Annotated in this window: 12 protein-coding genes; 4 read left to right on the top strand and 8 right to left on the bottom strand. The window is 56.9% G+C overall.

Annotated features, from left to right (window positions below; genetic code table 11):
* On the top strand, positions 1-272 hold a 272-nt coding region (locus tag Q0Y21_RS16830; protein ID WP_297797952.1), incomplete at its 5' end, for a hypothetical protein.
* A gap of 68 nt (positions 273-340) precedes the next feature.
* On the opposite strand, the gene pssA is transcribed toward Q0Y21_RS16830, so the two are convergent.
* The 4 genes from pssA to Q0Y21_RS16810 form a co-directional block, all read right to left on the bottom strand.
* The gene (gene pssA, locus Q0Y21_RS16825) at positions 341-1,180 is read right to left on the bottom strand and encodes a CDP-diacylglycerol--serine O-phosphatidyltransferase (protein WP_297797950.1); all 840 of its coding nucleotides are present in this window, start codon (positions 1,178-1,180) and stop codon (positions 341-343) included.
* 89 nt (positions 1,181-1,269) lie between these two features.
* Positions 1,270-2,286: a ketol-acid reductoisomerase gene (ilvC, locus tag Q0Y21_RS16820; RefSeq protein ID WP_297797948.1), complete on the bottom strand. Its 1,017-nt coding sequence runs from the start codon at positions 2,284-2,286 to the stop codon at positions 1,270-1,272.
* A gap of 68 nt (positions 2,287-2,354) precedes the next feature.
* A complete protein-coding gene (gene ilvN / locus Q0Y21_RS16815) occupies positions 2,355-2,846 on the bottom strand; it encodes an acetolactate synthase small subunit (RefSeq protein WP_127330634.1) in 492 nt (163 codons plus the stop codon).
* A 2-nt stretch (positions 2,847-2,848) separates the two neighbouring features.
* The gene (locus Q0Y21_RS16810; protein ID WP_297797945.1) at positions 2,849-4,567 is read right to left on the bottom strand and encodes an acetolactate synthase 3 large subunit; all 1,719 of its coding nucleotides are present in this window, start codon (positions 4,565-4,567) and stop codon (positions 2,849-2,851) included.
* 495 nt (positions 4,568-5,062) lie between these two features.
* Here Q0Y21_RS16810 and Q0Y21_RS16805 point away from each other — a divergent pair, with 495 nt between their 5' ends.
* A complete protein-coding gene (locus Q0Y21_RS16805) occupies positions 5,063-5,536 on the top strand; it encodes a DUF4124 domain-containing protein (RefSeq protein ID WP_297797944.1) in 474 nt (157 codons plus the stop codon).
* Between the two features lie 49 nt (positions 5,537-5,585).
* On the opposite strand, the gene clpB is transcribed toward Q0Y21_RS16805, so the two are convergent.
* The 3 genes from clpB to rluD form a co-directional block, all read right to left on the bottom strand.
* Entirely contained in the window at positions 5,586-8,162 is a 2,577-nt protein-coding gene (gene clpB, locus Q0Y21_RS16800) for an ATP-dependent chaperone ClpB (protein ID WP_297797942.1), read from the bottom strand.
* A gap of 138 nt (positions 8,163-8,300) precedes the next feature.
* A complete protein-coding gene (gene pgeF, locus Q0Y21_RS16795) occupies positions 8,301-9,056 on the bottom strand; it encodes a peptidoglycan editing factor PgeF (RefSeq protein WP_297797940.1) in 756 nt (251 codons plus the stop codon).
* On the bottom strand, positions 9,046-10,023 hold the full coding sequence (gene rluD / locus Q0Y21_RS16790) for a 23S rRNA pseudouridine(1911/1915/1917) synthase RluD (protein ID WP_297797937.1): 978 nt from the start codon (positions 10,021-10,023) through the stop codon (positions 9,046-9,048). The genes pgeF and rluD overlap by 11 nt, the downstream gene beginning before the upstream one ends.
* A 138-nt stretch (positions 10,024-10,161) precedes the next feature.
* Between rluD and Q0Y21_RS16785 the strand changes: the two genes are divergently transcribed.
* Positions 10,162-10,995, top strand: a complete 834-nt coding sequence (locus Q0Y21_RS16785) for an outer membrane protein assembly factor BamD (RefSeq protein ID WP_297797935.1) — start codon at positions 10,162-10,164, stop codon at positions 10,993-10,995.
* A 28-nt stretch (positions 10,996-11,023) separates the two neighbouring features.
* On the opposite strand, the gene Q0Y21_RS16780 is transcribed toward Q0Y21_RS16785, so the two are convergent.
* On the bottom strand, positions 11,024-12,688 hold the full coding sequence (locus Q0Y21_RS16780) for an NAD+ synthase (RefSeq protein WP_297797933.1): 1,665 nt from the start codon (positions 12,686-12,688) through the stop codon (positions 11,024-11,026).
* Positions 12,689-12,774: 86 nt separating this feature from the next.
* On the opposite strand from Q0Y21_RS16780, the gene Q0Y21_RS16775 reads away from it, so the two are divergent.
* Complete coding sequence (locus Q0Y21_RS16775; protein ID WP_297797931.1) at positions 12,775-14,421, top strand: ATP-binding protein; 1,647 nt, start codon at positions 12,775-12,777, stop codon at positions 14,419-14,421.
* Positions 14,422-14,451 lie beyond the last annotated feature (30 nt).

Genomic DNA, 14,451 nt, shown 5'->3' with positions numbered 1-14,451 from the left:
TTGTCAACCGCTTTCTGAAGAAATTCAAAAATCATTTTCTTCAGTACTTTCAAACAGTTGCCTTTCGAATCCGGAGCCGCCTGAGTGGCTTACCCCTCGAAAGAGATGCGCATTCTACAGAGCTCAGACGAGGTGTCAACGCGCTTTTGAAACTATTTCGAAGATATTTCGGTTTCCCCCTACCAGCCCGCTCAGAATACGAACAACCTGATCATAAAACCAACACCACTCCCCTTCAACCGGCACGGGGAAACATTTCTGGAATCGGATAGCCTTAAAGATGGACCGGGGAATGCAGCAAACATTCCCGGCCCGCTCGCGCGGGCCGGAAAGTGCGCAGTCAGGAAGCAGACCTGCGGCGAGCTTTGCGCGTTAGCGCCAGGAAGGGACCGGACAACCCATAAATCAGGAACCCGGTAAACAATACGGTAGCGGGGTCCAGGGCGACCACCACAAAGATCAGCACCACCAGCAATATTGCCGCAAAAGGCACCCGGCCTCGCAGATCCAGATCCTTGAAACTGCGATACAGAATATTGCTCACCATCAGCACACCGCTACCGCCGACTACGACGATAGTCATGAACGTCAGCCACGTTGCCGGATCCACATCATGGAAGCACCACACCAGCCCCGCGACACACGCAGCAGCCGCCGGACTCGCCAGCCCGACAAAGAACTTCTTGTCTACCGAGCCAATCTGGGTATTGAACCGCGCCAGACGCAGCGCAGCCCCAGCCACGTAGATAAAGGTTATCGCCCATCCTACCTGGCCCAGCTCATTGAGCGACCAGAAAAATGCGACCAATCCCGGGGCCACCCCAAAGGCCACCATATCAGCGAGACTGTCATATTCCTCACCAAATTTACTTTGGGTGTTCGTCATCCTGGCAACCCGGCCATCAAGACCGTCCAGTATCATGGAGACGAAAATCGCAATCGCGGCATTATCGAAAACGCCATTGGCAGCGGACACAATCGCATAAAAACCCGAAAACAATGACGCAGTCGTCAACGCATTCGGCAATAGATAAATGCCTTTGCGCCTCACCGGTGCGCCCTCCACAAGTTCTTCCTCTACAACCTCACCTGGCTCGAACTCATTCACCGAGGAGGCATTGGAAGGTTTGCCGGCCTCTTCGGTCTCTTTCGATTCCGGGATTTTCCTGTCTTCAGTCATTCCACTCACTCCGGAAAGCATTTATGCGGAGTATATACGAAAAACGCGGCCACCCGGGCCGCGTTTTCAGAACTTACCGGAAACCCGATTTAGTTCTTGTCCTTGTCCACGATCTTGTTCGCGGAGATCCATGGCATCATGCCACGCAGCTTCTCACCCACGGTTTCAATGTCGTGAGCGGCATTCTGACGACGACGCGCCGTCATGGACGGGTAGTTCAGAGCACCTTCAGAGATGAACATCTTCGCGTATTCGCCACTCTGAATGCGCTTCAGTGCGTTGCGCATGGCTTCACGGGACTGCTCGTTGATCACTTCCGGCCCAGTCACGTACTCACCATACTCCGCGTTGTTGGAGATGGAGTAGTTCATGTTGGCGATGCCGCCTTCGTACATCAGATCAACAATCAGCTTGAGCTCGTGCAGACACTCGAAGTAGGCCATTTCCGGAGCATAACCGGCTTCGGTCAGGGTTTCGAAACCTGCTTTGACCAGCTCAACCGCACCACCACACAGAACCGCCTGCTCACCAAACAGATCAGTTTCGGTCTCGTCTTTGAAGGTGGTTTCGATGATACCGGTACGGCCGCCACCGATGCCGCTGGCGTAGGACAGAGCCAGGTTCTTGGCGTTGCCGGAGGCGTCCTGGAAGATCGCAATCAGGTCAGGGATGCCACCGCCGCGGGTGAACTCGGTGCGAACGGTGTGACCCGGCGCTTTCGGAGCGACCATGATGACGTCCAGATCCTTGCGCGGAACGATCTGGTTGTAGTGGATAGCGAAACCGTGAGCGAACGCCAGAGTGGCACCCTGCTTCAGATTCGGCTCGATTTCGGCCGCATACAGCTGAGCCTGGAATTCGTCCGGAGTCAGAACCATTACCACGTCAGCGGCGGCAACAGCAGAAGGCACATCGCTGGTCTTCAGGCCATAGGCTTCGGCCTTGGCGATGGAGGAAGAACCGGGACGCAGACCTACGGTAACGTCAACGCCGGATTCTTTCAGGTTGCACGCGTGGGCATGGCCCTGTGAACCGAAACCGATGATGGCCACTTTCTTGCCCTGGATGAGAGAAAGATCGCAATCCTTATCGTAATAAACCTGCATGGGATAACCTCTGTATTGTAACGACCCCGTTACCGGGACCATGATTTAAAAAATGAACAGGGTGTCGGTCAGAGACTCAACACCTTTTCGCCACGAGCGATACCGGACACACCCGTACGGACGACTTCAAGTACACCTGACGTGCCAACCGCCTGAATGAAGCCGTCCAGCTTATCGCTGTCACCCGCCAACTGGACCGTGTAGACCGAGCTGGTCACATCGACAATCTGACCACGGAAAATATCGACGGTACGCTTGATCTCGGCACGCTGGGATCCGGTGGCCTTCAGCTTGACCAGCATCAGCTCACGCTCAATGTGCGAGCCCTCAGTCAGGTCCACCAGCTTCACGACCTCGATCAGCTTGTTTAACTGCTTGGTGATCTGCTCAATGACCTTGTCCGACCCGGTGGTGGTGACGGTCAGACGAGACAGCGTCTCATCCTCGGTCGGTGCCACCGTCAGAGTTTCGATGTTGTAGTTGCGCTGGGAAAACAGCCCCACAACCCGCGACAATGCACCCGGCTCGTTCTCCAGCAAAACAGAAATGATTCGACGCATAATCACACCCTCTCCGTCTTGCTGAGCCACATATCTTTCATGGAGCCACGGGCCACCTGCATCGGATAGACGTGCTCGAACCGATCCACGTATATGTCAACGAAGACCAGCTTGTCCTTCATGGCCAATACCTCTTTGAGCTTGGTTTCCAGATCTTCCTTACGGTCGATCCGGACACCCACGTGGCCATAGGCCTCCGCCAGCTTGATGAAGTCCGGCAGGGATTCCATGTAGGACTGGGAATGGCGGGACTCGTAGTTCATGTCCTGCCACTGCTTAACCATACCCAGCGCCTGGTTGTTGAGATTGATAATCTTCACCGGCAGGTTGTACTGGTTACAGGTGGACAGCTCCTGGATATTCATCTGGATACTGCCTTCACCGGTAATACAGAGCACCTCATCGTCCGGGTGGGTCAGCTTGACACCCATGGCAGCTGGCAGGCCGAAACCCATGGTGCCCAGGCCACCGGAGTTGATCCAGCGGTTGGGCTTGTCAAACTTGTAGTATTGAGCCGCGAACATCTGGTGCTGCCCCACATCGGAGGTGACAAAGGCTTCACCCTTGGTCAGCCGACACAGTGTTTCAATCACTTCCTGCGGCTTGATCACGTCGGGGCTGGTTTCATAGCGCATGCCATGGAAAGCACGCCACTCTTCAATCTGCCTCCACCAGGACGCAAGGGCATCCGCATCGGGTTTTTCCTTGCTTTCCTTGACCAGAGTGATCATCTCCTTGAGCACCGCATCGACCGGGCCCACGATGGGCACATCCGCATCAATGGTCTTGGAGATAGACGCCGGATCTATGTCTATGTGGACAATCCGAGCTCCGGGACAGAACTTCTCGGTGGCGTTGGTTACGCGGTCATCAAACCGGGCTCCCACACACAGGATCAGATCCGAGTGGTGCATGGCCATGTTGGACTCATAGGTGCCATGCATCCCCAGCCAGCCCAGATGCTGCTTGTCAGAGGCCGGATAGCAACCGATCCCCATCAGGGTATTGGTGATGGGATGTCCCAGCATCCGCACCAATTCGGTCAACTGGCCGGACGCTTTGCCGAGAATAACGCCACCGCCCGCATAGATGATCGGGCGCTTGGCCGCCAGCAGCATGTCCACAGCCTTTTTGATCTGGCCGGCATGACCACGGATCGCGGGATTGTAGGAGCGCAGTTTGATCTTCTTCGGGAAAACGTACTCGTAACGCTCGTTCGGCGTGGTCATATCCTTGGGGATATCCACCACAACCGGACCGGGACGACCAGTCGAAGCGATGTAATAGGCCTTGCGGATCACCTCGGGAATTTCCTCGGGGTGACGCACGCTCAGGTTGTGTTTCACCACAGGGCGGGAAACACCGATCATATCGGTTTCCTGGAAGGCATCCTCACCAATCAAGGTGGATGCAACCTGGCCGCACAGAACCACCATGGGGATGGAATCCATGAACGCAGTGGCAATGCCGGTAATAGTGTTGGTGGCTCCAGGACCCGAGGTCACCAGTACGGTACCTGGTTTTCCGGTTGCGCGAGCATAACCGTCGGCCATATGGACCGCGGCCTGTTCGTGCCGAACCAGAATATGCTTGACTTTGTCCTGCCTGAACAGCGCATCATAAATATGAAGGGCTGCACCACCCGGATAGCCGTATATGTATTCGATGCCTTCATCTTGAAGGGACCGGATCAGCATATCGGCGCCAGACAATAACTCCACGATTTTCTACCCTCTTCTACGAGTGAATGAGCCGGGAAAGCTCCCGGTTGCCTGGATACCCGGTCTGCCTGCTTCTTGTGAAAGCGGCACCGGCTGCTCCTCCACACTACCTTATAAGAGGTTGTCTCCTGGCCAGCCGCCCTCCTGAGGGTTGCGGAGAACGGCCAATCGACGGGTTGCAAATAAGCAACAACCATCCCGCGACCTGTGCGCGGCGCGTTCAGTGTGGTGATTAACGGGGGATACTCGCTCGGGATTGCCTGCCGTATTGACCCCTGTCTTCAGGCAATCGGTAATTTTGACAGCGGGAAACTCCCTGTCAATAGCAGTGTGCAGATTCTACGCCCATACTGGCGAAAGGTCTGCCATACTTTATGCGGATTTTTGAACCATGCTAGAGAAAATCCGGCCATCGGATGGCATGATAAAAACACAGCAATAACATTGGGCAACCAGAGGTTGGCCCGAACCGGCTAACGCGAGACGAGTATAGCAATGAACAAAAGAATCCTGACACTGGCCATCATTCTGGCAGCCGTACCCCTTGCCGCCTCAGGCGCATCTGTTTACAAGTGGACCGACGAGAACGGCGTCACCCACTTTGGCGACCGACAACCGACAGGGCAGCAAGCCGAACAGGTCAATGTCCGCAGCGGCACATCCTCGGGTGGCCAGAAGGGGCAAAGTCCACAGGAGCAACTGGAAGAGCTGGAAGCACGCCAGGCAGACGAAGCGGAAAAACGGGAAGAATCAGCTGTTGAAGAAGCTCGCCGCAAACAGCGGGAAGCCAACTGCGAAACCGCCCGCAGTAATCTCAGGATTCTGGACCGCAACAGCCGGATTCGCGTTGAGGAAGAAGGCGAACAGCGCTACCTGTCCCCCGAAGAAATTGACGAACAGCGCCAGAAATTCCAGGAGATTGCGGACGAGAATTGTGGCGCGGAAGAAGACGCTCCGGCAGAGCGCTGAAAAAATGCAGGCAAAAAAGGGGCGATCAAGCCGATCGCCCCTTCTGCTTTCAGAGTTTATCGAATACCAGCCTGTGGTCCTGCACGGTCCCGCGAATGGTATCCCCGGAAACAAACTCTCCCTGTAACAGGCGCTGTGCCAGTGGGTTCTCAATCATGCGCTGGATGGCACGTTTCAGCGGTCGAGCACCGTAAACCGGGTCATAGCCGACTTCCGCCAACAACTCCATAGCAGCATCGTCCAGCTCCAGCTTCATTTCCTGATCCCGCAAACGCTTGCTCAGCGACTCGATCTGGATTTTTGCAATACCCTGAATCTGACTTTCCGCCAGCGGGTGGAAGACCACTACCTCATCCACACGGTTGATGAACTCGGGCCGGAAGTGCGTGCCCACGACTTCCATCACCGCATTTTTCATGGATTCATAGTTTTCCTCGCCAGCCTTCTGCTGAATGATGTCCGACCCCAGGTTGGAGGTCATCACGATTACCGTATTACGGAAGTCGACCGTCCGGCCCTGTCCGTCCGTCAGGCGACCGTCTTCCAGCACCTGCAGCAGGATATTGAATACATCCGGATGGGCTTTCTCCACCTCATCCAGCAACAGCACTGAATAAGGACGACGGCGAACCGCCTCAGTCAGGTAACCACCTTCCTCATACCCCACATAGCCGGGAGGCGCACCAATCAGTCGCGCCACAGAATGCTTCTCCATGAACTCCGACATGTCGATTCGCACCATGGCCTCTTCGGTATCGAAGAGGAACGATGCCAGCGACTTGCACAACTCGGTCTTACCGACGCCGGTTGGCCCGAGGAACAGGAACGAACCGTTCGGGCGGTGAGGATCGGCCAGGCCGGCGCGGGAACGACGCACGGCATTGGACACGGCTTCCACTGCTTCATCCTGACCGATAACCCGGCCATGGAGCGCTTCTTCCATGCGCATCAGCTTGTCACGCTCCCCTTCCAGCATCTTGGACACTGGAATACCGGTCCACTTGGAGACAACCTCGGCAATTTCCTCGTCAGTGACGCGATTGCGGAGCAGTTTCATCTCCATCATTTCCGCCTGACTGGCCATATCCAACTGACGCTCCAGCTCCGGTATATTGCCGTACTGGAGCTCGGACATCCGGCCAAGATCACCGGCGCGGCGAGCATTCTCCAGGTCAATCCTGGCCTGCTCCAGCTGACTCTTGATCTTCTGGGAGCCATGCAGCGCGGCCTTTTCAGTGTTCCATACCTCTTCCAGGTCAGCGTACTCACGCTCAACGCCGGCAATGACATCCGACAGCTCCTCCAGCCGTTTTTTCGAGGCGGCATCGGTTTCTTTCTTCAACGCTTCACGCTCGATCTTGAGCTGGATAAGACGGCGCTCAAGGCGATCCAGCGCTTCCGGCTTGGAATCCATTTCCATACGGATCTGACTGGCCGCTTCATCAACCAGATCAATGGCTTTGTCCGGCAGCTGACGGTCGGTAATGTAGCGATGGGACAGCTTGGCGGCGGCAATGATCGCGCCATCCGTCACCTCGACCCCGTGATGAACCTCGTAACGCTCCTTCAGACCCCGCAGGATGGCGATGGTGTCTTCTTCGTTCGGCTCACTGACCAGGACTTTCTGGAAACGGCGCTCAAGGGCCGCGTCTTTCTCGATATTTTCACGATATTCGTCCAGGGTGGTGGCGCCCACGCAATGCAACTCGCCCCTTGCCAGCGCCGGCTTGAGCATATTGCCAGCGTCCATGGAACCTTCCGCCTTACCGGCACCCACCATGGTATGGATTTCATCAATGAACAGAATGATCTGGCCTTCCTGCCTCGACAGCTCGTTCAGAACCGCCTTCAGGCGCTCCTCGAACTCACCGCGAAACTTGGCGCCGGCGATCAACGACCCCATATCCAGAGACAGCACCTTTTTGTCCTTCAGACCTTCAGGCACCTCTCCGTTCACAATCCGCTGGGCCAACCCCTCAACAATGGCGGTTTTGCCCACCCCTGGCTCGCCAATCAACACAGGATTGTTCTTGCGACGACGCTGCAGCACCTGGATTGTGCGACGGATTTCGTCATCACGACCGATCACCGGGTCCAGCTTGCCTGCCTCGGCCCGCTCAGTCAGATCAATGGTGTACTTGGAGAGAGCCTGGCGGCTGTCTTCCGCGGATGCGTCATCGACGGGCTCACCACCACGAACCTCATCGATGGCACTTTCCAGGGCCGCCTTGTCTACGCCCTGCTCCCGCAGAACCCGCCCGAGGGTTCCTCGATCTTCCAGGGCGGCAAGCAACATCAGCTCACTGGAAATAAACTGATCCTTGCGCTTCTGGGCCAGCTTGTCCGCGATGTTGAACAGGCGCCCCATATCGTTGGACATGGAGACATCACCCGCAGAGCCCTTAACTTCCGGGAGATTCTCGATCTCACGGGCAACGGCCTGACGCACACGGCCAGGCTCGACCCCGGCCTGCTTCAATAACGGCTTGATAGAGCTGGCATCCTGATCCAGTAACGTCTGCATCAGGTGCACCGGTTCAATAAAGTTATGATCCTTGCCCACGGCAAGGGACTGCGCATCGGCGAGCGCGGTTTGCAGTCGGCTGGTGAGTTTGTCAATTCGCATAATGAGTCTTTCCCCAATTCAGTGACCGGATGCCCCAGCGGTATCGCTGACATCCCGATTGCCTTGACATTAAATGTAGGGGCAACCGGGTGGACTTCAAGCGGGGAGAGACAGAATCTGTCAGAAAATTGACGGGCGTCAGGCGTTATCGGATAACCAGATCATGCTGGCCATACGCCCTGTCTGGCCATCGCGACGGTAGGAAAAGAATGCTTCCGGCTCGGATACGGTGCAACGGTCTCCACCGTAGACCTGGCTCACACCGGACGCGGCCAGACGCTGACGGGCAAGCAGGTAGATATCCGCCATATAATGGCCAGCCCGCGCACCCTGCTCCGAGAACGCGTCGGCAGCGGCAGGATCATGCAGCAGGAAAGCCTCCCGCACTTCAGTCCCCACTTCAAACTGCCGCGGCCCAATAGCCGGACCAAACCAGGCCATCAACTCTGCCGGATTACCCTTCATGTCGCTCACCAGGGCCTCCAGGACGCCATCACACAGACCACGCCACCCAGCGTGGGCCGCTCCCACCCGGGTACCTGAAACGTCGCAGAGCAGCACTGGCAGGCAATCAGCGGTCATTATCACGCAGCCATGACCAGCCTGACCGGTGTGGCTGGCATCGGCCTTCGGAACACCTGCAACCGGTAGCGACACCACGTCCGTTCCATGAACCTGATCCAGCCAGCCCACGTTGCACAGGTCAACCCCGGCCATCACAGCCAGACGCTGCCGGTTTTCCTGCACATGCTGCGGATCATCACCAACATGATTGCCAAGATTCATGGAATCCCACGGTGCCGGACTGACCCCACCCAGACGGGTAGTAGAAACCGCCCTGACACGCTCGGGGGCAGGCCAGTCGGGTGTAATCACAGACCGATCAGAATTCATTGCTCTCCAGATCCTTTACATGCTGGCGCAGTGCCGCCAGCAAATGCTCCATATCCTCGGGCAAAGGCACTTCCCAGGTGAGGATCTCACCGGTTTCCGGATGCTCCAGGGTCAGTTGGCGCGCATGAAGCGCCTGACGCTGAAACGCCGCCAGCACCTCCCGCAACTCATCTGTGGTGCCTTTGGGCAGGCGTAACCGACCACCATAGAGCGGGTCACCAATCAACGGATGCTTCACATGGGCCATGTGGACACGAATCTGGTGAGTACGACCGCTTTCCAGCTTGCAGCGAACATGGGTATGGGCCGCGAATCGTTCCACCAGCCGATAATGGGTCACCGCCGGTTTGCCGGTTGGCACGACCGCCATTTTTTTCCGCTCGCGGGGGTGGCGCCCAATCGGGGCATCCACTGTAGCGCCGCCTGTCAGCGTGCCCACCACCACGGCTTCATATTCACGCCCCATGGTCCGGCTCTGCAACTGATCCACCAGGGAGGTGTGCGCGATCAGACTGCGTGCCACCACCATGATCCCGGAGGTATCCTTGTCGAGACGGTGGACGATGCCCGCCCTGGGCAGGTTTTCCACTTCCGGCGCGTAATGGAGCAACGCGTTAACCAGTGTGCCGTCCGCATGCCCCGCTGCAGGATGCACCACCAGTCCGGCCGGCTTGTTGATGACCAGTAAATGTTCGTCTTCGTAGACCACGTCGAGGGTGATCGATTCCGCCTGCCAGCTCACCTGTGCTTCCGGTTCAGCATCCAGCTCCAGACGATCATCGAGCATCACCTTGTCCCTTGGTTTGCGATTTTCACCGTTGACGGTCAGGGCGCCACTCTTGATCCAACTCTGCAGACGCGAGCGGGAATGCTCGGGCATCAGCTCTGCCGCTGCCTGATCCAGGCGACGGTCACTCAACTCCGGCGGAACGGAAAAAGCAGCGGTAATACGGTTTTCAGCAGACATTAAGCCCCCGGGGCCGATGGTGATGTGTTACGTTTCAGTCAGAAATTTTCAATCTAGTTGGCCAGCCACTGCACAAGGCAAAGGTTCCCCGTTACAATGGCCGATCATTCGCTTTCAGACATTATACGGGATTCCGGCATGAGATCAGTTGTTCGATTATTGCTACTGACCACCGCAGCGCTGTTGATCAGTGCCTGTGCTTCCAATAAGCAGGAAGAAGTACTGCCGGAACAAACCTATTACGAGAACGCCCGCCAGGCCATGAACTCCGGCAATTTCAACGAAGCCGAAGAGAATCTCGATTTTCTGGAAACCTACTACCCGTTTGGCCGCTATGCCGAGCAGGCCCAGATGGATCTGATCTATGCCCGCTATCAGAACCTGGATCTTGAAGGTGCGCGGGCAGCCGCCGACCGTTTCCTGCGGCTTAACCCGCAAAGCGAGCACGCGGATTATGCGTTGTACATGAGGGGCCTGGCGTCTTACAACCTGGACATCGGCCTTGCTGCACGCTATTTCCCGATTGACGTGGCTGCCCGCGACCCCGGCGAACAACGCCAGGCGTTCCGGGATTTTTCCAACCTGCTTAACCGCTACCCCGACAGCGAGTACGCGCCGGACGCGCGACAGCGCATGATTGCCATCCGCAATCGTATGGCCGAACTGGAAATTCATGCTGCGCGCTACTACATCAAGCGCGAAGCCTATGTCGCCGCCAACAACCGGGCCCGATTCGTGGTTGACAACTTCTCTACGTCACCGTCCGTGGAGGAAGCGCTGGTGATCCTGGCTGAAACCTTCCGTTTTATGGATCTCAACAAGGCCGCCGACGATGCCATTGCGCTGCTGTCGAAAAACTACCCCAACAGCAATGCGTTCGATGACAATGGTGAGTTTGCCCCCGACTTGCTGAAGCGGGAGAACCGCTCCCTCTCAAGCGTGGTCACCTTCGGCCTGATGGGCGACGAGTAACCCCGCAGGGAAACGGGGGCGCTCGCCCCTATTTCCCGATACGCCATCCGTTGGTAATCGGATAGCGACGATCCTTGCCGAAACCTCGCTCGGTGATGCGCACGCCTATAGGCGCCTGGCGCCGCTTGTATTCGTTGATATCCACCAGGCGAATAACCCGCTCCACATCGGCGCGGTCAAATCCCTCGGCCACAATTGCATCCGCGCTGAAATCCCGTTCAACGTACAGATTCAGGATCTGATCCAGCACGTCGTAGCCCGGCAGGCTGTCCTCATCCTTCTGGTCCGGCGCCAGTTCAGCCGATGGCGGACGTGTAATGACACGTTCCGGAATAACCGACGATAGCGTGTTGCGATACTTGGCGAGCCGGAACACCAAGGTCTTGGGCACATCCTTCAACACATCGAAACCACCGGCCATATCGCCATACAGGGTGGAGTAACCAACGGCCATCTCACTCTTGTTCCCGGTGGTCAGCACCAGGGATCCGAACTTGTTGGACAGGGACATCAGCAATACTCCCCGCAACCGCGCCTGAAGATTCTCTTCGGTGGTGTCCGGTGTCGTGCCCTCAAACGGCTTCTCCAGACTCGCCATGAACGCATCGTACATGGGCTCAATGGAGAACACGTCGTACTGTACCCCCAGGGCAACCGCTTCCGCTTCGGCGTCTTCCAGACTCATGCCCGAGGTGTAGCGAAACGGCATCATCACCGCCCTCACCCGCTCAGGCCCCAGGGCATCTGAGGCCACGGCAAGGGTCACCGCCGAATCAATGCCACCGGACAACCCGAGAACAACAGATTTAAAGCCATTTTTGTTGACGTAATCCCGCACCCCGAGTACCAGAGCGTTATAAACGTTCTCCTCCAGCGAGGGTTCTTTGGGCAGAGGCTGGGATACCGGCTGGCACGGATGCTCACACAGGAATTCCACCGGAAACAGCCCTTCAACGAACTGTGGTGCTTCGACATCCAGCCGTCCGGAATGATCGAACACCATAGAGCCGCCATCGAAGATCAGTTCGTCCTGGCCACCAACCAGATTCACGTACACGATGCTCACCCGGTTTTGCCGGGACTTGCGCTCCAACAGCGCCTTGCGGGAGGCCTGTTTGTCGATATCGTAGGGAGAGGCATTCAGGTTCAGGATCAATTGTGCTCCTGCAGCAGCCGCGTCCTCCACCGGACCGTCACTCCAGAGGTCCTCGCACACGGTGATACCTACCTGTACCCCACGGATGGGCATCACCAGTGTTTCGCGCCCTTCGGCAAAATACCGCTTTTCATCGAATACCTGGTAATTCGGCGGGAACCGCTTGAAATAGCGTCCGGAGAGTTCACCGCCTTCAATAACCACCGCCGAATTGTATAGCAGACCACCCTGCCGGACAGGAGCCCCAATAACGATCGCCGGCTCCAGATTGGCTCCACAGAGGGCCTCCAGCGCCTCATTAATCCGCACCTCCAGGCTTGGTCGCAACAACAGGTCCTCCGGCGGATACCCCGTCAGGCACAACTCCGGAAACACCACAATGTCGGCGCCATGTTCATCGTGCGCTTTCCGAGCCGCCTCAATTACCGCCTGAGTGTTGCCCTGGATATCCCCCACCAGGAAATCCAGTTGCGCCATAACCACACACAGTTTTCGTGTTGCCGTGCCAGCAGAGGACGGTTGCTGTGAGACGGACATAAAGACAGCTCCTGTAACTTATTGCCGTTAAAAGGCTATTATAACCCTTCAAGGCAATGGAATTCTCCCGGGAACCCCAACCAATTATGGTAAAAACGGCAACCAGGCTCGACCAAAGCTGGCCAGAGAGCCCCCCCATCACTCAGCGGGCCAAGCTGTTCCGCATCTACAATCATTATCGCGTGGTCATCAGCCTGATGCTGTTGGCATTGCTGTTTGTGGATCCGGTGAACTTCGACACCCGCTTCCGGATGCTGGATTATTACCAGGCTGGGGTCGTCAGCTACTTTGCGCTGAATGGTTTTATTGCCCTGATCCTGTTGGCGGGCATGCAGCCCAACCAGCGGCACATCACGCTCTCGGTTCTGCTGGACATTCTCCTCATGCACGGGCTGCTGCTGACCAGTACCGGCATCACCAATGGGCTTGCGAACCTGGTCATCGTATCCGTTGCGGCAGGCAACATCCTGACGCCCAGTCGCATGGGTACCTTCTACGCCGCCCTGGCCGCTATCTGCTCGCTCGGCATTTCCAGCTGGGCAGTGCTGGCATGGGACGAATCCGGAGACGACATTGTACGAGCCGGGTCCCTGGGCATTCTCTACTTTGCCGCCGCGTTCATACTCCAGAATATCTCCAGACGCATGGTGCGCAGCGAAGCCCTCGCCACCTCCAGGGCCCGCAGCATTGAGGAACTGGAACAGATCAACCGCCAGATCATCCAGCGCATGCGCACCGGGATACTGGTGCTAGATCGTTTTGGTGAGATTCGTCTGGCCAATGCCGCGGCAGAAGAGCTGCTGTTTGGCGCACCGACCGAAAAGCCTGACGATGGCAACCGGGCACGTCATCTGCCCCAGCAACTTCGCCTCGGTCTGGAGGACTGGCTCAAGGATCCTTCCCGCAAGACCGAACCTTTCCAGGCATCACCGACATCGCCGCTGCTGCAGGTCAATTTCACCCAGCTGGACCAGGAGCGTGGCGATCATATCCTCGTGTTTATCGATGACATGAGCAAGGTCACCCAGCAGGCACAACAAATGAAACTGGCGTCGCTGGGCCGGTTAACCGCCGGCATCGCCCATGAAATCCGCAATCCATTGGGCGCCATCAGCCACGCGGCGCAATTGATGGAAGAATCACACCACCTGGATAAGAGCGATCAACAGATGCTCGACATCATCCGGCGCCATTCCAGACGGGTCAACGGCATCATCGAGAACGTGCTGGACCTGTCTCGCCGCCGCGTTGCCAGCAGTGAACTGCTGGATGTGGCTGTATGGCTGCGTGAGTTCAGGGACGAATACCTGCAAACACAGGACAACGAACACCAGCCACCCACCGAGATAAAGCTCAACCTGGACGCAACCATTCCGCCAGCCAGGTTTGATAAAAGTCAGATTGAGCAGGTTCTGGTCAACCTTTGCGATAATGGGTTGCGCTATAGTGAACAACAAACCGGTAAACGGACGATCGAACTTCATGGTGGCCCCAGCGCTGATGGGGAGCGTGCCTATCTGGATGTTCGGGACTTCGGCCCGGGTATACCACCGGAACAACAGTCTTCGGTTTTTGAGCCGTTTTTCACAACCGATAAAAGCGGCACCGGGCTCGGGCTTTATCTGGCCCGGGAACTGTGCGAGGCTAATCAAGCCCATCTCTCCCTGGTGGAAGACGATAAACCCGGCTGCTGTTTTCGGATAACCTTCGCCCACCCGGGGCGAATGATTTAATGACGGTGGACGAAAGCAAAACGACAGGTA

It is taken from the genome of uncultured Marinobacter sp., assembly GCF_947259545.1.
Lineage (GTDB): Bacteria > Pseudomonadota > Gammaproteobacteria > Pseudomonadales > Oleiphilaceae > Marinobacter.
Note: the sequence above shows the minus strand (reverse complement) of the source record. Positions and strands in the feature narration are given on the sequence as shown.

What these genes read in the sequence shown, in the direction of transcription:
- pssA (WP_297797950.1), bottom strand. Translation starts at nt 1,180, where the DNA reads ATGACTGAAGACAGGAAAATCCCGGAATCGAAAGAGACCGAAGAGGCC.
- ilvC (WP_297797948.1), bottom strand. Translation starts at nt 2,286, where the DNA reads ATGCAGGTTTATTACGATAAGGATTGCGATCTTTCTCTCATCCAGGGC.
- ilvN (WP_127330634.1), bottom strand. Translation starts at nt 2,846, where the DNA reads ATGCGTCGAATCATTTCTGTTTTGCTGGAGAACGAGCCGGGTGCATTG.
- Q0Y21_RS16805 (WP_297797944.1), top strand. Translation starts at nt 5,063, where the DNA reads ATGAACAAAAGAATCCTGACACTGGCCATCATTCTGGCAGCCGTACCC.
- clpB (WP_297797942.1), bottom strand. Translation starts at nt 8,162, where the DNA reads ATGCGAATTGACAAACTCACCAGCCGACTGCAAACCGCGCTCGCCGAT.
- pgeF (WP_297797940.1), bottom strand. Translation starts at nt 9,056, where the DNA reads ATGAATTCTGATCGGTCTGTGATTACACCCGACTGGCCTGCCCCCGAG.
- rluD (WP_297797937.1), bottom strand. Translation starts at nt 10,023, where the DNA reads ATGTCTGCTGAAAACCGTATTACCGCTGCTTTTTCCGTTCCGCCGGAG.
- Q0Y21_RS16785 (WP_297797935.1), top strand. Translation starts at nt 10,162, where the DNA reads ATGAGATCAGTTGTTCGATTATTGCTACTGACCACCGCAGCGCTGTTG.
- Q0Y21_RS16780 (WP_297797933.1), bottom strand. Translation starts at nt 12,688, where the DNA reads ATGTCCGTCTCACAGCAACCGTCCTCTGCTGGCACGGCAACACGAAAA.
- Q0Y21_RS16775 (WP_297797931.1), top strand. Translation starts at nt 12,775, where the DNA reads ATGGTAAAAACGGCAACCAGGCTCGACCAAAGCTGGCCAGAGAGCCCC.